Below are 19410 nucleotides of genomic sequence, written 5' to 3' on the forward strand. Positions count from 1 at the left end.
GAAAGCAACCCTATGACCGCTGATCCAAGAATTACGAGACACACCAAAGTCGGCGTCCTCCGCGAGTCATCGGACGGTGAACGCCGTGTGGCTCTGGTTCCCAAGATTGTTGGCTCCTTGATCGGCAGGGGTTTGGCGGTTGTTGTGGAGTCGGGGGCCGGCCTGTCCGCCCTCATTCCGGATCAGTTGTACGTCGAAGCAGGAGCCGAGATCGGCGACCCGTGGTCTGCCGATGTGGTGGTGAAAGTTGCCCCTCCCACCGATGCCGAAATAGCGAAATTGTCGCCGGGTACGACGTTGATCGGCTTCCTCGCACCTCGTAACGCCGACAACAAGATCGAGGCGCTCGCCGCAGCAGGAGTGCAGGCATTCGCCGTCGAGGCAATTCCGCGTATCTCTCGCGCCCAGGTGATGGACGCGTTGTCCTCGCAAGCGAACGTCGCGGGTTACAAGGCAGTGATTCTGGCGGCGTCGGAGTCCACTCGGTTCTTCCCGATGCTCACCACTGCCGCGGGCACGGTGAAGCCGGCGACAGTGCTCGTGCTCGGCGTCGGTGTCGCCGGTCTGCAGGCACTGGCCACGGCGAAGCGTCTCGGCGGTCGACCGACCGGGTACGACGTGCGTCCCGAGGTTGCCGATCAGGTGCGTTCGGTGGGTGCTCAGTGGCTCGATCTCGGCATCGATGCCGCTGGCGAAGGTGGGTATGCGCGTGAACTGACCGAAGACGAGCGCGCCCAGCAGCAGCAGGCTCTCGAAGAGGCCATCAAGGGCTTCGATGTCGTCATCACCACCGCATTGGTGCCGGGTCGTCCCGCGCCTCGTCTGGTCACTGCCGCAGCGGTCGAGGGCATGAAGCCCGGAAGTGTGGTCGTCGACCTCGCAGGTGAGACCGGTGGCAACTGCGAGCTGACCGAACCGGGCCAGACCGTCGTCAAGCACGACGTCACGATCGCCTCGCCGCTGAACCTGCCCTCAACGATGCCCGAGCACGCAAGCGAGCTGTACTCGAAGAACGTATCTGCACTGCTCGAGTTGCTGCTCGACGAGAACGGTGCCCTCGCACCCGACTTCTCGGACGAGGTCATAGCACAGTCCTGTGTGACCAGAGCGGAACCGGACGAGCAAAGCGAGACCGGAAATGCTGGCTGAAGTGACTTCTCTCGGACGTCCCGCGAACGCAATGGCCGACCGGTTGACGTCACTTGTCGGCCACCTGGTTTCTGCCCTCAGCAAGCCCCTCGAAGCTCGGCATCTCAGCCTTGAATTGGACGCGGCATCGCGTTCCCTGATTCCGGACAGTGAGTATTGATGTACACCCCACTTCTCGCGAACATCGCGATTCTTGTGCTGGCCGGCTTCGTCGGCTTCGCGGTCATCTCCAAAGTTCCCAACACTCTGCACACGCCGTTGATGTCGGGCACCAACGCCATTCACGGCATCGTCGTGCTCGGCGCGCTCATCGTCCTCGGTCGCTTGCCGGAGGACGCGTCGTGGGGCGTGCGCATCATTGCGTTCGTCGCGCTGATCTTCGGCACGCTCAACGTCGTCGGCGGGTTCCTGGTCACCGATCGGATGCTCAGCATGTTCAAGTCCAAGCCTTTGTCCGTCAAAGCAGCGAGGGGTGACGACTCCTGATGAACAACCTTGTCAACATTCTCTACGTCGTCGCCTTCGGCATGTTCATCTACGGCCTGATTGGTCTGACCGGTCCGAAGACCGCCGTGCGCGGCAACTGGATCGCCGCCGTCGGTATGGGAATCGCTGTGATCGCAACGCTGATCGAGGTGCGCGACGCCGCCGCGATCAACTGGATCCTCATCGCCGCGGGCCTGGCGATCGGTGTGCTCCTCGGAGTTCCACCGGCCAAGCGCACCAAGATGACGGCAATGCCGCAGCTAGTGGCACTGTTCAACGGTGTCGGCGGCGGCACAGTGGCGTTGATCGCGTGGGCCGAGTTCATCGAGACCGACGGATTCTCGGCATTCCAGCACGGTGAAGAACCGACGGTCCACATCGTCGTCGGATCCTTGTTCGCTGCCGTGATCGGTTCGGTGTCATTCTGGGGCTCGCTGGTGGCGTTCCTCAAGTTGCAGGAACTGCTCAACAAGAACGTGGAAAAGGCGTTCGTCAAGAACGCACGAACCTTCCAGCTGACCAACATCGTCCTGCTGATACTCGCCGTGGCGGTCGCGATCTACATAGGAATCGAATCCACCCCGGGTCATGGCACCTCGGTCCTGTTCATCGTGCTGCTGCTCGTCGCTGCCGGTCTGATGGGCCTGTTAGTGGTCTTCCCGATCGGCGGCGCCGATATGCCCGTGGTGATCTCACTGCTCAACGCTCTGACAGGTCTCTCCGCTGCGGCTGCCGGTCTCGCACTCGACAACACAGTGATGATCGTGGCAGGCATGATCGTCGGTGCCTCGGGCTCGATCCTGACCAACCTGATGGCAACAGCAATGAACCGGTCCATTCCGGCGATCGTGTTCGGATCGTTCGGAGGCGGCGGTGCCGACGCCGCTATCGGAGCAGACACATCCGGCGGCGTCGTCAAAGCAACGTCAGCAGCGGATGCAGCGATCCAGATGGCCTACGCCTCGCAGGTCATCGTCGTCCCCGGTTACGGCCTTGCCGTCGCGCAGGCCCAGCACGCAGTCAAGGACATGGCGGCAATCCTCGAAAGCAAGGGCGTTGAGGTGAAATACGCCATCCACCCCGTAGCGGGCCGTATGCCAGGGCACATGAACGTGCTCTTGGCCGAAGCCGACGTCGACTACGACGCGATGAAAGAAATGGACGACATCAACGGCGAGTTCTCACGCACCGACGTCACCATCGTGATCGGTGCCAACGACGTCACCAACCCGGCCGCGCGCAACGACCCGTCCAGCCCGATACATGGCATGCCAATCCTGAACGTCGACGAGTCGCGCTCGGTGATCGTGCTCAAGCGCTCGATGAGCTCCGGCTACGCAGGCATCGACAACCCGCTGTTCACAGCCGACCGCACCTCCATGTTGTTCGGCGACGCCAAGAAGTCGGTCAACTCTGTGATCGAGGAGCTTAAAGCGCTCTAAACACCATTGTTGTAAGTGAAATGTAGGCCGGCTATCTCTTCGAGGTGCTAGACCACTCCGCAGAGATACCCGAAAGGTGATGACGCGACTTTGAGCACGAAGGGTAAGTGGTTATGGCGAACGGCACCGTGAAGTGGTTCAACGGGGAGAGGGGCTTCGGCGTCATCGAGCAGGAGGGTGGCGGATCCGACGTGTTCGTCCATTATTCCGAGATCGAGGGGCAAGGTTTTCGCAACCTGGATGAAGGTCAGCGCGTGGAATTCGAGATCGGTCAGGGCATCAAGCGCCCGCAAGCAACCGGCGTTCGCAGCCTCTGATAGCGCGGAACACGCACCAGGGCAACCGCATCGAATGATTGGGCACGCACGTGGCCGCACCCAATCCGTCCTGAGCGGCAGCACCATGGCGGCTGTCAGATCGTCACCAACGGGCAACTCCTGCAGACACTCGCATTCCCGTGTATGCCACTCGCGCGTCACTGCCTCTTCCGTTTCAGGGTGTGTGAACACATCAGCATGCCACGGCGGGCGGTAACCGCAGGTAGTGATCTCGCATGGCTTGTCGGCAGAGTCGAAGGCGAGCAGGTCGATCGAGACAACAGTGGCGCTGAACTGGTGTTCGGTCCCTCTTCGGGCTTCTTGCGCTGGCTGCCGAGGCGATTACAGAGCCGGTCCGATACTGGATACAGACCGTTATACAGACCAGCTGGTTGCTAGCGCGACTGCGGACAGTTCGTTACTGTGCCTAGTTACCAAGGGCAGCGAGGTGCGGGAGGCGCGGTTAGATGCCAGGGGAATGGAGAGCAGCGGTCACCGGCGCAAGTTCTGGGGTCGGCCGCGAAATTGCGTTGCAGCTCGCAAGCCAGAACTGGTCTCTTTCCCTCGCAGACAAGAACTTCGACGCCCTCCTGGACGTCCAGTCACAGTGTGCGGCTACCACCAACGTCACACACGTGACCCGTCTAGACGTCGCCGACCGGTCTGAAATCGACTCGTGGGCAGCGTCTTCACGCTCCGCCTTAGGCGATATCGATGCGGTCTTCAACGTCGCGGGCATCCTCTACAGCGGCGACGTCATCGACACTCCCCCAGCTGACTTCGATCTCGTGATGGCAACCAACTTCGAGAGCGTGGTGAACAGCTCTCGCGCCTTTCTGCCGGATATCATGAAGTCACGTCGAGGTCGAATCATCAACGTGTCGTCCGCCTTCGGTGTCATGTCTGCACCCGGCTACTCGGCGTATAACTCATCCAAATTTGCCGTACGAGGTTTCACCGAGGCCCTAAACCAAGAGCTGCGGCTCGCATCACGAACGGCCCGTGCGACATGTGTCATCCCTGGTGGACTCAAGACGTCGATCGCGCGGACGGGACGGGCGGCACCCGGAGTTGATCAGGCGCGGACTGCCGAACTATTCGATAACCACGTAGCCCGAACCACCCCTGAAGTGGCCGCCCGCAAGATTATCGCGGGTGCGTGGAAGGGAAAGTCGCAGGTGACAATTGGGAATGACGCTCGCCTCATCGACGTGACCACGCGCGCGCTCGGCCCTCATTACCAACAACTGCTACCTGCGCTCCAAGCACTGCGGCGGCGCTGACAAGCCGTCACCAACGGACAATTCACTCACCAGACCTGCGGGGGTCGGTCAACCATGTCGAATAGCTGGATCTTGATAGAGACGTTCGGAGACGAAGAGCCATCGGTTATCGGAGTTGGGTCTTCGCCCAAGTCCTTTGTCTCACCTCGTAATGTTCTACGCAGCTCCTCCAGCCGCAACGAGGCAATGGCCGCGGTAGCGGAAGCATTTTCCACAGGGGCTGTGGTGGATCGGCTGTCTAAAGACCGCTACAGGCGAGTACTGGCCGAACCACTGCACACCTTCGCGGGCCGCACCCATGGCGTGTGGGTGTGGCTCGGCCATCGCGACGAGACTCCACCTCGACGAGACGCCGCTGGGGCGTGGCAGTTCAACCTCACCAAGAGCACCGCAAGCGGTAGCAACGATCTACTCGACCTTTACCGCGTTCCGCAGGACGAGCGCGAGACCCAGCGTGCACTCGCGGGCGCGTTCACCCGACTTGTCACCAACCGTGACGAGAGCGAAGCTATGGCCAAGATCGTTCAATCAGCGCCTGGCACCACTCATCAGGCGGTCTGGACCGTCAGGACGGACGATAGCGAGCTTCGGGCCGCGCACTTCTCGTGCCGGATGATTGCCGAAGACGGGGTTTCGGGCACCGAAGTGATCCTGAGGGGTATCACCCACGACATCGGCCCCGCAGGGGAAATCAATATCGCTCCCCCACCCACGATTCTCGAGCATCGCGTTCTGGAGGCTTCCACCAAGGAGGGCGAGTACCGCGCACTGGTCAACCTCAGAACTCTCAACCTGTTGCGCTGGTACAACTCTGACCCCGCACCGAATATCTGCTGGGAGAACCTTCCGGATGAACCGTTACCGGCGATTCATCCGGACGACGTACCAATTGCGAAGCAAATGTCGAACGCACTCGCACGCGAACGCACCAACGGCGTGCTTCGCTTCAGGACTCTCGACGGAAATTGGAAGCCAATGACAGTCGACGCGGTTTTGGTCTCGCTCGATCAGCACACCACAGCCGCGCTCGTCACTCTGACCGAATTGTCCGAGGAGTAAATAAGTTCGCGGATACGGACGAATCCACATAGCCCGTTTTGGACTCCGAGCGGTCGAAGTACACGCGCATAGATTCAGTTTTATAGTTGCGTCTTTCACAAGGATTGCGCGCGTGTCGTGCGGGCATCGCGGGTTCGACTCCACGCAGCCGCCACCGTCCGAATCGACACCCCATATGCATCGGCGAACAGTTCGATGCGCTCCTCGTTCTCGGGCTTGCGCCCACGTTCGATGTCAGCGAGAACGGTAGTCGACATCCCAAGCAGCTGCGCAGCGTCGCCTTGAGACAGCGCCGCGTGCACCCTCAAGTCGGACAGTTTGAGCTGGGACTCCGGGATCGGAACCAGCGCCGCGACCGACGTATGTAGGGCGTTCGCGATCCGGCCAAGCGTCGCAGGCGGTGGCGTCGAGCGCCCCGTCTCCCAGGTCGATACCGCCTGCCTCGTTGCACCCACTTTCGCCGCGAGGTCGTCAGCACTGAACCCCGCCCGTACCCTTAGCTCACGCAACCGGTCGGCGCGAAACCCACGAACTCCGCTTCGCGGCACTGTCCCCAACTCCCTGTCGATCATTCAAGACGGTCCCATCTTCCTCGATCCGGCGTGACCTTGAGCTCTTGTGCGTTTTATAGTTGCGCGTTACAGTTGCTACCATGCACCCATTCGATTTCGGTTCTACGAAGCTGAACCAATTGCGCGGTGCACCGAACCTGTTCTACAGTCCTGATGCGCGCCCAAAAGGGATTCCTCGGTGCTTGTCCATCTCGGCACTGCTTGTAGCGCGGGACATCAGGTCGGTCTGTTCACAGAATCCGTCCAATCATTCCTGTCGGGAGTTCCACATGTTCGCGTCGCTCGCCCTTGCCGCATCGCAGTTGCCGTCGACGGCTGAGACCAGCAATTACCATCGTCGAACTTCAGCGCTGGGCCATGACGGACGAGGTGCGACGGCAGGTGCATTCAGCCGACATTGCCGCTTTCGCCGAAGTTACGGGGACGAATCAAAGTGAGTGCCGCACGGGATGCGATGGTGCCAAATCTTCTCTCACTGAGTGAGTTCTGCGCATCAATTGTCGTAAATCGGACACACGGCGACCTGATTGCATGCTCGCTCGACCATGTGCATTCCGGTCGCCATCAATACATCGGTGACGACGGAGCCCTGCTAGCCGAGTGGGGTCCATCCGCATCATGCAATAAGCGGTCCACTCCTACCCCTAAGCCGTAGACCTGGCAGCTCGGACTGCAACCCGACCCGAGTGGGCTTTCGCTGATAGTCCCACTCGTGAGCTACAGGAGCTCCCCCACGCCCTGTAGCTCGACCGGTGGACCGGCGCGAGGGTCGCGCAGTGAGCGCATTTCATCATGTTCAGCGCTGCGCGGCCCCGCCGGGACATCACCCCTCGAACTCACACCTGTTCGCACAGAAAGGATTCCGATACCCGATGTGGATTTTTCAGCAGCCGTGGTTCTGGTCGGTGGTCTTCGGCTGGCTCTGAGCCTCTAGCACGTGATGGGTGCGTGCGACTGGCCCACAACCTATGGATCGCACGCACCCATCCACTTCTCTCGACCGACTTACCTAAAACCAAGTGTCGCCAGAACGGTTGCTCCGCAATCGCATTCACCAGCACGACCCGATCGCCGGGTCGCACCAGGAAGGGATCGACACCAATGCCAGCATCACAGGGCACCGTACACCACCGCCCATCGAAGAAGCGAGGGCGGGTGATCAAATCGCTGCCCGCCGTGGCCGCGGTGACGATCGCCGGCCTGACCATGCAGGCCGCTCCCGCGCAGGCTGCACCATCTCAGCCGGGAGTTACCAGTCCTCGAGGATCACAACCGGGGGTCACGAGCACACCGCAGACGGCACCGGTCACCCCGCCGCCGCCAGCTCCGAAACCGCGTGAGTACTTGGACGGCTACCAGCCCTCACCACAGGTGCAGCAAACCCCGTCGCGTAGCTACGACGACTACCTGGCCGGTAACCAGCAGTCCTCGAACTACCAGAACACCTACTACGAAGCCCCCGCTTCGCAGGCTGCCCCGAGCGAAGCACCCCCGGCGCTACAGGCGACTCCGCCGCCACCGCCGCCGGTCCCGACGGTGCAGCGCAAGGTCATCGCCCCGATCGAGGCCCCGCCCGGAACCTTCATCGCCGGCGGCACGTTGGTGCCGGTCGATACCAACATCGTCGACCAGAACCTGCTCACACGTACCAACAACACGTTGCAGGCGATACAAGCCGATGGCGGAAACTGGCTCGTGGACAACGGTTTCGCCGACGCGCCCCGCGCCGACCGGATCGCAGCGGGTACCGCGACCGGTGTCATCACCGGTGGCGCTGTCGGCCTCGCGGCATCGGTGGTCCCGGCCGCGGTGATCACCGGCACCGCTGCTGCTATCGGCGGCGGACTCGGATTGGCTGCGACGACCGCGGCTACACCCGCGGTCATCTGGGCCGGGCCGGTGGGGTACATCTTCGTTCCCGGCGCGGCTGCACTTGCCGGTGCCGGCGTCGGTGCTGCCCTGTCGGCACCGATCGTGCTGGGCCTGACCGGCACCGGCGCTGTCATAGGCGGCATCCTCGGTGCCACCGTCCTCGGCGGCGAGCAGCAGATCATCGAAGAGCCGGCCCCCGCCCCGGCGGTTGTTCCCCCGGCCGTCGACAGCGTCCCGGCGATTCCGCCGGCCGCGACAGTCGATCTCCCCGGACCCGTCGGGCAGGTTCGCGACACTCTCGCTGCCGACCCAAACGGCCGCCAGGTTCTCGCGGCGGCCGACACCGCAGTCCAGAACGCGGCTTCGATCGTCGACAAAGCCGTCAACGATGCGTCGGTGTGGACCGCACCGGCGGCCTCGGCAGTGCAGGGCTTCACCTCGAAGGCCCTCGAACAGCCGCAGGTGGCTCAGACCGTCGAGACGGTGCAGTCGGCTGCAGCTCCTCTGGTCGATCAGGCCACTGCCGCTCTCGGCGGCTTGCAGGCGGCGTTCGCACCCGCCTGATTCGCCCTACAGCCAGCTAGTTGAACAAGCCAGGAAGGACAACATCCAGATGATCCGCCGTTCGACGACATCTCCGATTGCCAGTGCCACCGGCCCCGCCCGGTCAGGGGTGCCGTCGAGCTCGCCCCGTGTGCCGCGATCGCGCCGACGCGCGGTCGCGGCAGCCGGGGCTGCTGTGGTGTTCGTGGCCGTCGCCGCCGCTGTGTTGTTCAGCGGTGGCGACTCCGAGCCGGACACGACAGCCACCGACACCATCGCCTCTTCCTCGGTCGCGCCGACAACCGTTGCGGTCGGACCGGATTGCTCGATGCCGTCCGGTGATCAGAACAGCGGCCCAGGGGTCATCGCCGCGTTCGAGCACGCCTACTACGTCCAGCGATCGGGCGCGGCCGCGCACGTTCTGGTTTCACCGAACGCCCCGGCGAGTGCCCCGTTCTCCGTCGAAGCCAACCTCGACGCAGGTATCGCCACCGTCCCGGTCGGCACCACCTACTGCCTCGACATCGACCCGCTGCACACCGGTTCCTACACCCTCACTCTCACCGAGAGCGGCCCGAACGGGCCTGGGACGCAGTACCGCCAACGGATCACCACCGACCAGGTCGACGGTCGCTACGTCATCGCCGCCATCGAGCAAGCGTGATCACCCACCGCCGCCACAGCGCGAGATCGCCGCAGCACCGCGGCGAACAGCCACCACGAAAGGAACGCCAGGACATGAGCGATGCAGCGAGCGAATGGGCCGAGGCCGCCACCGCAGTACGACAGGCACGCGAGACCCTCGAGGCGTCGACCGCGAGCGAGATCCGCGCATGGGCCGAAAAGTCCAGGCTGACCGACTGGTCGATGTGGCAGAAGATCAAACGCGAGCTCTACAAGCAGCTCGACCTCGACTACGACGGATTGCGCGCCAGCGAAGCCGAGCAGGTCACCGACGCGGTCGCCTCCGCGGCGTCGGCCGCACCGGTGGTCGAGCTCTACGCCGCAGGCGATGAGCGCGGCAGCTTCGCCGTGGTCGGAGACGGTGACGAAACAGCCTGGTACGGAACATTTCACGCCAAGGACGCGGTGTTCCGGCAGGGCGATCAGACCTCGGCCGACGACTCGGCGGCCGGCAAGGCAGCCTTTCTCGCCGGCAAGCTACGCGAAGAGCTCGACGCCCCCGCGATCCGGCTGATACTGCACATCTCCAACCCTCACCTCGACGGCACACGGCTCGCCGCTCTAGCCGCGCGATACGGAGTGCACCTCGAACGCCTCGAGATCGACGACGAGAACCCGGCCACCGTGTGGTGCGAGGTTCCCGGACACCGGCCGTGGCAGGCCATCCGGCTCTCCGATCTACTCGTCGACGATCAAGCCGAGGTCGGCTGATGGCCGAACAGCACCCGCGCCCAGACGACGACAACCCCGTCGCGGGCTACGAAGCCGAGGACACCGTCAACCTCCGAGCTCAACGCCTACGCCGACCCGAATCCGAACCGGACGAACAGCCTGCAGAAGAGCCGGCCGACGACACCGCACCGGACCCGTACGGGGTCGGGCAGGACGCATTGGCAGCGGTCGAGACACCCGATGTCGACCCCGCAGCGTTCTACCGCGCACGACTGTTCGACCGCCAGGAAGAAGACCCGACCGCCGAGCCCGCCGAAGCAGGCCTGAGGGGCCGGATCAACGCCGCCCTGGGAACTCACCTCAAACCCAAGCCCACCTCTGCCGAAGTCAGACTGCGTCAGTCGATTCGCGTTGTGCAACAACCCCTTCCCGGATGCTCGGTGGTCTCGGTCATCAATCCCAAGGGCGGAGCCGGCAAAACTCCGACATCGGTCATGCTCGGTTCGACGTTCGGCAAGCACCGTGGCCACGGGGTGACGGTCTTCGACGCCAGCGAATCACTCGGCAGTCTCGGCGATCGCGCCGCCCGCACCACCGATCCGGAGCTCACGGTGTGGGATCTGCTCGACCATGCACACGAGCTGGCGTCCTCGTCGGCGGTGTCGGGATCGCTCAATGCGTTCCTGCGGCGTCAACCGACGATGGAAGACATTCTCGCTGCGGACAATTCGGCCGACCGTGAGCGCAACCTGGGGTGGGACGAATGCGCCGCGGTGATGGCAGTGCTGCGCCGACACCGGGACCTGATCGTCATCGACACCGCAGCCAATCCCTTGGCCGAGAGTTGGCAGTGGGCCGTGCAGCATTCCGATGCCCTGGTCGTTCCGCTCCCGCTACGCCTCGACATCGCCCGGCAGGTCTACCAGATGCTCGAGGGCATCATTGCCCGCGGCTACGGGCACCTGCTGGCGTCGACGATCGTCGTGACCTGTGCAACACCCGATTCCAACCCGCAGTTGGCGTCGGCGGTCTTCGAGGACCTGCGCAATCTCGGTGTCCAGGAAAGCAATTTCATTCAGGCCCCGTACGAATCAGCTCTCGCCCGCGGCGATCAGATCGTCTACAAGGACCTCCCCCCGGACACGATCGAGGCCTACACCAATGTCACCGCCCTGGTCGCCGACAACGTCGCCGCGGCACGAGCCGGCGCGGCCTATCAGTTCACCGATCCGTAGTCCCCGCAGCCGGCGAACCGACAGCCCGACAGCGCACCACCCCCACAGCTCTCGCAGTGGGAGCGGCGCAGCCGCGACCGTCGCGGAGCCTGACCCGTCCCCACCCCCGCTCGACGCACACGAGGAGAACACCATGACCGGCCAGAGAACGCACACCACCCCGCGGCGACGACAACGCCGGACACTGTCGGCGCTGACCGTCGTCGTCTCCGCGGTGGTCCTGGCCGCGGGCACCGTCCCCGCATACGCCGCACCGGCAGCGACGGCGGCGACCTCGTGCGCGAAGTACGTCGCGATCATGGCCCCGGGTACGTGGGAGACCAATGCCGCCGCGAATCCGACCACACCGGTCGGCATGCTCGCCACCGTCGGCAACGCGCTGAAACAGAAGTACGGCAACGACATCGAGGTCTACTACCCGGCATACGCGGCCTCGGCATTCGACCAGGGCCGCACCTACGCCGACAGCAAGGAAACCGGCAAGAGCGCGATCAACAACATCCTCACCTCCGCGTGCGCCACATCGAAATTCCTGCTCTCGGGCTACTCCCAAGGCGCGGACGCCGCCGGCGACATCGCCGCCGAGATCGGCAACGGTCGCGGTGTCGTGCCCGCGGCCCGCATCCTCGGCGTCGGTCTGGTCGCCGATCCGCACCAGGGCACCGCCGGCGGCACCGTCGTCGGGCCGAAGGTCGACGGCCAGGGCATCGGCGGGGTCCGGCCGGAAGGCTTCGGCTCTCTCGCCCCGGTGGTCAAGCAGCTCTGCAATCCCACGGACCTGTACTGCTCGACGAACGCAGGCAAGGACGGTCTGCTCGCGGGCCTCGGCAAAGTCTTGGCGAACAAGCCCGTCGACCCGGCCATCACCGGCGGGCAAACCGGAAGCGGATCGACCGTAGCAGCGTCGACGACCGCGCAGGGAGGCGTCACGGGTGCCGGGACACAGCCCGGGACGACACCGTCACAGTCGGCTTCGGTCAGCGATTTCTCGTCGTCGCTGGTCTCGGACTTCTCCCGCGTCGATCTGGCCGGTGCCGCGAACACCGCATCGATTCTCGGGGAGCGGGTGGCCACCCTGCCCGACTCGGTGGGAACCAACCGCACTCAGTCTCAGGTCGCCAGCGTCGGGGCCTCGGCGTCATCGCTGCTCAACACCCTCGAACCAGTCGCCGATGTGCAGTCGGTGATCGCCGCGAACCCCGGCATCCGCTCGACTCTCGACACCGCACCGGAAGGATCGCCGGAAGCGAAGACCTCCACGGTTCTCGACGCACTCGACCAGATCGACATTCCCGCAGTCCTGAGCACAGCGACCTCGATCGCCGACACCGCCTCGTCGGTACTCGGCGGAACCGGCACCACCGCAGGCCTGACCGATACGGCCGCAACGCTCACCGGGCAGGTCGCACCGTTGCAGTCCGTGTCCCCGGATGCGCTGACCTCGGCAACTCAGGTGCTCTCGCTGCTCAAGCCGAAGACAGTGGTCAACCAGGTCGTCAACGTCGCGACCGGCTTCACGAGCCTGGACTACCAAGGCATCGTCGACAACCTGATTGCCCTGCCGCAGAAGGTCGCTGCTCTCGACGTCGCGGGATCGCACAAGATCGCCGGGGACCTCAACAACCAGTTTGCGCCGATCGTGAAAATGGCTGCGGGAGTGGACCTGCACACCCTCGCAGCGTTGGTGGCGATGATCCCCGACCCCAGCGGCTCGGCGCAGATCGCATCCCTGGTGCTGAGCTTGCTCGGCAACGTCGACGTGATCCGCCTGGCCAACGATGTCGGCGCGATTCAGGAAGTCGCGTGGAAGATCCTCGACACCGGCAACCTCGCCGCCACCGCCGAGCTGCTCCCGATCGGGCTCGACCTCGCCTCGGTCGCGGTCGGAGTCCTGACCGGCTCGGCCGCCAAGACCAGCCCCGACCAACTCGGCGCTCAGACCCAGGTCACCGGTCAGTCGGCAGCGATCGGTCAGCAAGCCTCCAGCGGCGATTTCGCCGGTCTCGCAGGCAGTCTCGTCTCACTGGCCTCGTCACCAGGCGCCGGCGATGCCGCCGAGCTCGTCGGTGCCGGTATCGACGCCGCGACGTTCTTCGCCTCCGGCGCGCACCAGTCCTACGGCGACTTCAAAGTCGACTCCACCGGCCGCAGCGCCCTGCAATGGCTCATCGACTTCTTCACCCAGAAGATCGGGGGCTGACCAGCCGCCGAGCAGGCTCTGCAGCCGGGCGGGCATGACGCAGAGCAACCGAAAACTACTGCACCACAACCGAACTACACGTACCACCACAGGTGTCCGGGCGGGCACTGATCATCGTTTCGATTCGTGAGGACATGCACCGATGGCAGCATCACAACAGGGCAGCAAGGGCAGTGCCGGCGCACTGAGCCTGCTGCTGATCGCCGCCGTTGCCGCGATCGGCCTGTTCGGTGTCCTCTCGGGCGATCGCACACCGCCGGCCGACGAAGGCACCTGTCTGCCAGCCGGATCGGCCGTGGTGGCTCCGCATTCGGGCACGGTGGTGATGCCGCTGCGTGAAGGCACATATCAAGCCACGAGCGGTTTCGGTGCCCGCACCAATCCGGTCACCGGCGAGGCCGAGGGTCACCAGGGCCAGGACTACTCCGCCCCGATCGGGACCCCGATCTATGCGGCCACCGACGGCACGGTCGTCAAGGCCGAACACGCCACCGGGTTCGGCAACTGGATCATCATCGACACCACCGTCGACGGCCAGTCACTCTCGACGGTCTACGGACACATCAACGACGACGGTGTCGGGGTGACCGCGGGCCAGACCGTCAAGGCCGGTGACCCGATCGGCGGGGTCGGCAACGCCGGTCAATCCACCGGGCCGCACCTGCATTTCGAGGTCTGGCCCGGCACGCGCCTCGCGTCCGGAACGAGCCCGGTCGATCCCATTGCCTGGCTCGCCGCCGCCGGTGCCACCGCCCCGACCCCGAGCGCGGACATTCTCGCCGCAGCCCCAGCCGGCACCTCCCCCACGACCCCGACCACCGGTGCCGCGGCGCAGGGCGTATCGAGTCGATCGGTCAAACTCGCCGCCGCGATCAAACCCGGGTGCGGAGTCCCGGCCGGGTCGACCGGCCTGCGGCCGGGGTCGGTGCCGGCGGACTTCGAGCCGTGGATCGTCAAGGCCGGCACCGTGTGCCCCGAGGTCACCGCCCCGGTCGTCGCGGCGCAGCTCGAACACGAGGGCGGCTTCGATGTCAACGCCCACAACAACGGTTCGGGCGCGGACGGGCCTGCGCAGTTCATGCCCGCCACGTGGGCGGCGAAAGGCGTCGACGGCGACGGTGACGGCCGCAAGGACACCCGCAGCATCGCCGATGCGGTGATGAGCCAAGCCGCCTACGACTGCGAGCTGGCGGGCATCGCCAAGGACTCGCTCGCCGCCGGCAAGGTCAGCGGCGACCTGACCGAGCTGTACCTGTCGATGTACAACTGCGGTCCCGGTGCGACCCTCTCGCAGGGCCGGGTGTGCCAGAACGCCGAGACCCTCGACTACACCGCGAAGATTCCCCGCCGCGCCGCAGAGGCGTTCTCCGTCGCCGTCCCCCAGGCCACACCGGGCATCGTCCCCGGTGGCTCGTTCGGTCAGAACGTCGTCGCGGCCGCGATGCGCTGGCTCGGCACCACCTACGCCTGGGGCGGAGGTGACCGCAACGGACCCACCAAGGGAGTGAGTGACGGCGGTGGCCGCGCGGACATGATCGGCGACTTCGACAAGGTCGGCTTCGACTGCTCCGGACTGGTCCTCTACGCCGTCGCGCAAGCCTCCGGCGGCGCGATCGTGCTCCCCCACCAGGACTCGGCGCAGATCGCCGACGGCCGCGGCCGCGTGATCGCCACCCCCGGCGAGCTCGCTCCCGGCGACATCATCCAACCCCACTCGGGCCACATCTTCATCTGGCTCGGAGGAAACAAGGTCGTCGAGGCACCGCAGTCCGGCGACGTGGTGAAGGTATCGGACTGGACCCCGCCCGCGAGCGGCCTGACAGCACGGAGATTCGGATGAGAACCACCCGCACAACCGCCCTGACCGGATTGCTCGTCGCCGCAGCGGTTCTCACCGCGTGCGGTGGACAGGACACCGGCAGCGCCAACACCGATGCCCCGTCGATCCCGGCGCAGCAGTGGACACCGGGTACGCCCCCGCCGAGCGGCAGCGACCCCACCCGCACCCCGCCGCCGGCCGCGACCTCGCTCCCCGACATCGCGGCAGGGGTGGACCGCCAGGACCCGGACTCGGTGGCCACCGCGGCGTTGACGGTCTGGTTCACCTGGAACACCGCCGTCGACGCCGGACCCAACGATGCCGCCGCCCGCACCGCGCCGCTGCTCACCGCCGAGTACGCGCGTGAGATCACCTCCACCACAGCGCAATCGAGCCCCGGTGCGCAGTGGCTGGGCTGGGCCGCGAGCGGCGCGGTGCTGACCCCCGATCTCGCCGCCGACGACGAACCCGTTCCTCCGCAGACAGATTCGACGGCCTACCGGTCCTACCGCGTCACACAACGCATCGACGGGGCACCGGTGGGCGAGAGGGTCGTCGCGACGATCCTGCGGCGCAGGTCCGGCGGCTGGGAGGTGAGCCGCATTCAAGACAAATAGCCCCGCCTCGTACATCCACTGGCACTGCAGAACAACCCGTTTCGGAAAGGAACCCCCGATGGACACAGAATCCGTCACCACACCCACCACCCGTACACCGCACCGAGCACGCCGCGTCCTCGGCGTCCTCGCTATCACTGCCGCGCTGACCGTCCTGGCCGGCGGAGTCGCCGCCGCACAGGCGGTCAACCCATACGACGGGGTCAACCCGGACATTGGCTTGTTCGGGCCCGCCCTGAACCAGACTTGGAAGCGCCTGCTCGCGGCGATCTGGGGAGCCAGCATCGCCCTCGCTGGCCTCTGGGTGCTGACCTCGTTCCTCGCCTCCAGAAAGGCCCGCAAGCGCAACATGTCCAGCGATCTGAGCGAAGCGGGCGAGGATCTCAAGCTCTCCCTCATCATCTTGGGCGGTGTGGCCGCTGTCTCGCCGATCGTCGGCGCAGTCCTGCTTCTCGTCCAGCCCGGCGCGTAGCCGACCCGGCTCTACCCTCCATTTTCTTTGCCCCGACGCGGCACCGTCCGCAGAAACGAGCACTCATCATGGCCATCGACTACCGCAACGTCGGCTCCGAACCCCCCAGCTCCCCCAACACCGGCACCGTCTCCGGCGATCAGCACTCCGACAGCAAGTCCGGGTCCAAACGCTGGATTATTCTCGGGGCCGTCGCCCTGGCGATCCTCGCCGTCGTCTCGGTGATCGTGGTCGGTCTGTCGGGCGGTTCCGACGAGACCGGCGGCAGCGATGCCATCCGCGCAGTACACGGGCCCACGACGGTGAACAACGGTGTCCCCAGCGGCTACACCCGCGACACCCAAGGCGCATCGACGGCCGCGGTGAACGTGCTCCAGGCGTTCGATCAGGCCAGCCAGGGCCGCATCGACATGAACGATGTCCGCTCGACGATGATCGCCGCCGACCCCGGTGCCGAACTGGCCCGCGAGATCGAACTCGGCAGCAACCGCGACGAGAGCAGCGACGTGATGAACACTCTGCCGGCCGCGGTGCACGTGTCCTCGTTCGCCGCCGACGCCGCGCAGATCTCGGTGTGGTCGATGACCACCACCCAGTCCGACATCAACAACACCGGCACCGTCGCTGTGAGCACTCTGTGGGCGACCACCGACATCTCGTTGGTCTGGCAGGACGGGGATTGGAAGGCCAAGGACTGGTCCTACCGCCAGGGCCCGCGACCGGAAGACGCCTCTTACCCGGCCGCTGATTCCGCGCTCGGCGGTCAACTGACCGCCGGGTACTACACCTTCTACATCGACTAGGAGAGAACATGATTCGCCGTCTCGTTCTCATCGCGGTCACCGCCGCACTGGTGGCACTGTTCGGATCACCCGCTGTTGCGCTCGCCCAGCCTTCCGCCGTTCCCGCCCCCGCACCGGGGGCGGTCACCGCCCAACAACCGGCATCGAGGCTGCCCGCGCACTTCCCGGACGATCTCAAGAAATTCATCGGCGGCACCGAGGAATTTCGGAGCGGGCCCTGGTTCACGGGCAACTGCGCAGACCACGGCGGCGACCTGGGAACCTATATCTCCCAAGCACTCACGAACGAAAACCGGCTCCTGTACTGGACGGCGTCGGACGAGAACAAAGCCGTCATGCTCGGCGGTGCGGGCGCGGTCGGCTCCGACCCGCAGGCCCAGGCCACGGCCGAGATCACCCGCCAGGCCGTCGCCGACGGGACCGAACCACCCGCCGACGCTCTGCCGACGGTGTTTCCGGCCGGGGACACCAGCTTTCACCCACCGACCGGAACCTGCGCCGAGGACCTTGCCCGGTGGGGCACAAAGGAATGGGGCACATGGGGCTTCGCCTGGGCGCAGAGCCCGGACGCGGACTCGCTGACCGCGATCAAGGCGCTGCCCGGTGCCGACAAGGTGCCCGACGCCGCCTGGTCGGAACCGTGCTCGCAGGGTTCGGGCGACCAGTACTGCATGCACGCGTTCTTCGTCGATTGCTCGAAAGCCGAACGGGCAGATGCCAGCCGCTGCCAGGACTGGAACCTGTCGATCGGACGATTGTTCGCCGGCAACGCGAACTGGATCGACAAGAACACCTCGTTCACCGAGCGCCTCGAGGACACTCTCGGCAAGGTCATCGCGGCCACCCCTCAGTACAAGCTCGGCAAGGCCTACCTGCAGGCATTCTCCTGGATCTCGGGGGCAGCGAACGACGTCGTCGACTTCGTCACCGATCCGACCACCGTCATCGACGACTGGGTCAACGCCACCAAGAGCGGGGCACTCTCACTCACCGACGCCGTACTCCGTGGGCTGACTTCGACCGGCGACTTCGATCCCACCCAGCAGTGGTTCGTGACCTACTACGCCGGATCGACGGGTCTGGGAATCATGGTCATGTCGCTCGCGGTCCTGCTGGCGATCATGCGATCGCGGCACAAGGGCTCGCCGTCGGAGCTGGTGGCCAACGTCTTCGGCTACATGCCCGCCGGGGTGGTGATGATGCTGTTTTCCCTGGCCCTGGCTCAACTGCTGATCGAGTTCGCGTCAGTGCTCACCGAGGGCATCGCCAGTTTCAGCGGCTCCACGATCACCGAGATGGTGCAGAACATCTACGCCACGATGGGCACGCTGAACAAGGACACCGTCGTCGGCGGCTCGATCGTCGGCCTGGTCTTCTTCGGGATCCTGCTGCTCGGTGCGATGTCGGTCTATCTGGGTCTGCTCATGCACCAGATCGGGCTTCCGCTGACCGCGTGTGTCGCCGGAATCGGCTACGGCATGTGGGTGCACCCGACGTGGCGGACCAAGGCGCTGCGGCCACTGTTCACGTTCGTCGGCATCGTGCTCAGCAAGCCGATGCTGTTCCTGCTCATCGCGATCGTGCTCGCCGGGGCCAACAACGCTCTGCTCTCGGGCGGCGGCGGCTCGGGAGACCTGACCTCGCTCGGCGCTCTCGTGCTCGTCGGTGCCTCGATGGTCGTCGTCGGCCTGGCACCGTGGGCGATGCTCAAATGGGCACCGATCCTGCCGACCAAAGCCGACTCCGAAGGGTTCGGCGGTGGTGGTGGCTCCGTCGCCGGTGGTGTCATCGGAGGCGTGGGCAGCTCGGCAGTGTTCCGCAGCCGGAGTGGCGGAGGTGGCGGAGGCGGGTCGACCGTCAAACCGCGCTCGACCCGCTCCGGCGACGGCGTCGACAAGGCCACCCGATCGGCGCATACGGCACCGTCGAGCAATTCCACCCCCGGCCACACCACCGGGGCCGCCCACAGCGGCGGCACCGACAAGAGCGGGGCCTCGACACCGAAGCGCTCGACGATGGGCATGGCCGGCCGACTCGGCGGAAAGCTCGCGACGGGCTCGGCCGCAACGGTCGCCTCGGCCGGTGCCGCGGCGGTACCGATCGCCGCGCAGTCCGCAGCGGCGGCGATGAACAAAGCCAAATCCAGTGCCGAGTCCGCTCCGTCCGAAGCCGAAGGCAGGTAAGC

General features: G+C 65.3%; 17 protein-coding genes. 16 read left to right on the forward strand and 1 reads right to left on the reverse strand.

The genetic code is table 11. The features are described 5' to 3' along the window. Positions 1-12: 12 nt before the first annotated feature. The 6 genes from CH274_RS15110 (at position 13) to CH274_RS15135 (ending at position 5736) form a co-directional block, all read left to right on the forward strand. The gene (locus CH274_RS15110; protein ID WP_094657904.1) at positions 13-1149 is read left to right on the forward strand and encodes a Re/Si-specific NAD(P)(+) transhydrogenase subunit alpha; all 1137 of its coding nucleotides are present in this window, start codon (positions 13-15) and stop codon (positions 1147-1149) included. 159 nt (positions 1150-1308) lie between these two features. After that, complete coding sequence (locus CH274_RS15115) at positions 1309-1635, forward strand: NAD(P) transhydrogenase subunit alpha (protein ID WP_094657905.1); 327 nt, start codon at positions 1309-1311, stop codon at positions 1633-1635. Further along, positions 1635-3077: an NAD(P)(+) transhydrogenase (Re/Si-specific) subunit beta gene (locus tag CH274_RS15120; RefSeq protein WP_094657906.1), complete on the forward strand. Its 1443-nt coding sequence runs from the start codon at positions 1635-1637 to the stop codon at positions 3075-3077. Before CH274_RS15115 ends, CH274_RS15120 begins: the two co-directional genes overlap by 1 nt. A gap of 113 nt (positions 3078-3190) precedes the next feature. Continuing rightward, positions 3191-3394: a cold-shock protein gene (locus tag CH274_RS15125; protein ID WP_037192129.1), complete on the forward strand. Its 204-nt coding sequence runs from the start codon at positions 3191-3193 to the stop codon at positions 3392-3394. Between the two features lie 467 nt (positions 3395-3861). Beyond that, on the forward strand, positions 3862-4677 hold the full coding sequence (locus CH274_RS15130) for an SDR family NAD(P)-dependent oxidoreductase (RefSeq protein ID WP_094657907.1): 816 nt from the start codon (positions 3862-3864) through the stop codon (positions 4675-4677). A gap of 54 nt (positions 4678-4731) precedes the next feature. After that, positions 4732-5736: a GAF domain-containing protein gene (locus CH274_RS15135; RefSeq protein ID WP_094657908.1), complete on the forward strand. Its 1005-nt coding sequence runs from the start codon at positions 4732-4734 to the stop codon at positions 5734-5736. A 95-nt stretch (positions 5737-5831) separates the two neighbouring features. Here the strand turns inward: CH274_RS15135 and CH274_RS15140 are convergent, their stop codons facing one another. Further along, positions 5832-6308, reverse strand: coding sequence for a helix-turn-helix transcriptional regulator (locus CH274_RS15140; protein WP_255183334.1), 477 nt, complete (start codon positions 6306-6308; stop codon positions 5832-5834). A 1101-nt stretch (positions 6309-7409) separates the two neighbouring features. Between CH274_RS15140 and CH274_RS15145 the strand changes: the two genes are divergently transcribed. The 10 genes from CH274_RS15145 to CH274_RS15190 all read left to right on the forward strand — a co-directional run bounded on the left by CH274_RS15145 (position 7410) and on the right by CH274_RS15190 (position 19408). Continuing rightward, entirely contained in the window at positions 7410-8744 is a 1335-nt protein-coding gene (locus tag CH274_RS15145; protein WP_256993584.1) for a hypothetical protein, read from the forward strand. 49 nt (positions 8745-8793) lie between these two features. Then, positions 8794-9387 (forward strand): hypothetical protein, encoded by a 594-nt coding sequence (locus tag CH274_RS15150; RefSeq protein ID WP_256993585.1) that lies wholly within the window; start codon positions 8794-8796, stop codon positions 9385-9387. 74 nt (positions 9388-9461) lie between these two features. Continuing rightward, a complete protein-coding gene (locus CH274_RS15155; RefSeq protein WP_094639814.1) occupies positions 9462-10118 on the forward strand; it encodes a hypothetical protein in 657 nt (218 codons plus the stop codon). After that, positions 10118-11314, forward strand: coding sequence for a MinD/ParA family ATP-binding protein (locus CH274_RS15160; protein ID WP_256993586.1), 1197 nt, complete (start codon positions 10118-10120; stop codon positions 11312-11314). Before CH274_RS15155 ends, CH274_RS15160 begins: the two co-directional genes overlap by 1 nt. A 133-nt stretch (positions 11315-11447) precedes the next feature. After that, on the forward strand, positions 11448-13514 hold the full coding sequence (locus CH274_RS15165; RefSeq protein WP_094657909.1) for a cutinase family protein: 2067 nt from the start codon (positions 11448-11450) through the stop codon (positions 13512-13514). A gap of 142 nt (positions 13515-13656) precedes the next feature. Further along, positions 13657-15354, forward strand: a complete 1698-nt coding sequence (locus CH274_RS15170) for a peptidoglycan DD-metalloendopeptidase family protein (RefSeq protein ID WP_094657910.1) — start codon at positions 13657-13659, stop codon at positions 15352-15354. Further along, positions 15351-15950 (forward strand): hypothetical protein, encoded by a 600-nt coding sequence (locus CH274_RS15175; RefSeq protein ID WP_094657911.1) that lies wholly within the window; start codon positions 15351-15353, stop codon positions 15948-15950. The genes CH274_RS15170 and CH274_RS15175 overlap by 4 nt, the downstream gene beginning before the upstream one ends. Before the next feature lie 58 nt (positions 15951-16008). After that, positions 16009-16422: a hypothetical protein gene (locus CH274_RS15180; RefSeq protein WP_037172763.1), complete on the forward strand. Its 414-nt coding sequence runs from the start codon at positions 16009-16011 to the stop codon at positions 16420-16422. A 68-nt stretch (positions 16423-16490) separates the two neighbouring features. Then, positions 16491-17225 carry a hypothetical protein gene (locus CH274_RS15185; RefSeq protein WP_094657912.1) on the forward strand — a complete coding sequence of 245 codons (735 nt, stop codon included), beginning with the start codon at positions 16491-16493 and terminating at the stop codon, positions 17223-17225. An 8-nt stretch (positions 17226-17233) separates the two neighbouring features. Next, a complete protein-coding gene (locus CH274_RS15190) occupies positions 17234-19408 on the forward strand; it encodes a hypothetical protein (RefSeq protein ID WP_094657913.1) in 2175 nt (724 codons plus the stop codon). The last annotated feature ends 2 nt before the right edge of the window (positions 19409-19410 follow it).

It is taken from the genome of Rhodococcus sp. 06-418-5, from assembly GCF_002258285.1.
Classification (GTDB): Bacteria; Actinomycetota; Actinomycetes; order Mycobacteriales; family Mycobacteriaceae; genus Rhodococcoides.

Coding starts and splice junctions, on each gene's coding strand:
- CH274_RS15135 (WP_094657908.1), top strand. CDS start 4,732: ATGTCGAATAGCTGGATCTTGATAGAGACGTTCGGAGACGAAGAGCCA.
- CH274_RS15120 (WP_094657906.1), top strand. CDS start 1,635: ATGAACAACCTTGTCAACATTCTCTACGTCGTCGCCTTCGGCATGTTC.
- CH274_RS15125 (WP_037192129.1), top strand. CDS start 3,191: ATGGCGAACGGCACCGTGAAGTGGTTCAACGGGGAGAGGGGCTTCGGC.
- CH274_RS15130 (WP_094657907.1), top strand. CDS start 3,862: ATGCCAGGGGAATGGAGAGCAGCGGTCACCGGCGCAAGTTCTGGGGTC.
- CH274_RS15155 (WP_094639814.1), top strand. CDS start 9,462: ATGAGCGATGCAGCGAGCGAATGGGCCGAGGCCGCCACCGCAGTACGA.
- CH274_RS15110 (WP_094657904.1), top strand. CDS start 13: ATGACCGCTGATCCAAGAATTACGAGACACACCAAAGTCGGCGTCCTC.
- CH274_RS15190 (WP_094657913.1), top strand. CDS start 17,234: ATGATTCGCCGTCTCGTTCTCATCGCGGTCACCGCCGCACTGGTGGCA.
- CH274_RS15160 (WP_256993586.1), top strand. CDS start 10,118: ATGGCCGAACAGCACCCGCGCCCAGACGACGACAACCCCGTCGCGGGC.
- CH274_RS15185 (WP_094657912.1), top strand. CDS start 16,491: ATGGCCATCGACTACCGCAACGTCGGCTCCGAACCCCCCAGCTCCCCC.
- CH274_RS15175 (WP_094657911.1), top strand. CDS start 15,351: ATGAGAACCACCCGCACAACCGCCCTGACCGGATTGCTCGTCGCCGCA.
- CH274_RS15140 (WP_255183334.1), bottom strand. CDS start 6,308: ATGATCGACAGGGAGTTGGGGACAGTGCCGCGAAGCGGAGTTCGTGGG.
- CH274_RS15145 (WP_256993584.1), top strand. CDS start 7,410: ATGCCAGCATCACAGGGCACCGTACACCACCGCCCATCGAAGAAGCGA.
- CH274_RS15150 (WP_256993585.1), top strand. CDS start 8,794: ATGATCCGCCGTTCGACGACATCTCCGATTGCCAGTGCCACCGGCCCC.
- CH274_RS15170 (WP_094657910.1), top strand. CDS start 13,657: ATGGCAGCATCACAACAGGGCAGCAAGGGCAGTGCCGGCGCACTGAGC.
- CH274_RS15165 (WP_094657909.1), top strand. CDS start 11,448: ATGACCGGCCAGAGAACGCACACCACCCCGCGGCGACGACAACGCCGG.
- CH274_RS15180 (WP_037172763.1), top strand. CDS start 16,009: ATGGACACAGAATCCGTCACCACACCCACCACCCGTACACCGCACCGA.
- CH274_RS15115 (WP_094657905.1), top strand. CDS start 1,309: ATGTACACCCCACTTCTCGCGAACATCGCGATTCTTGTGCTGGCCGGC.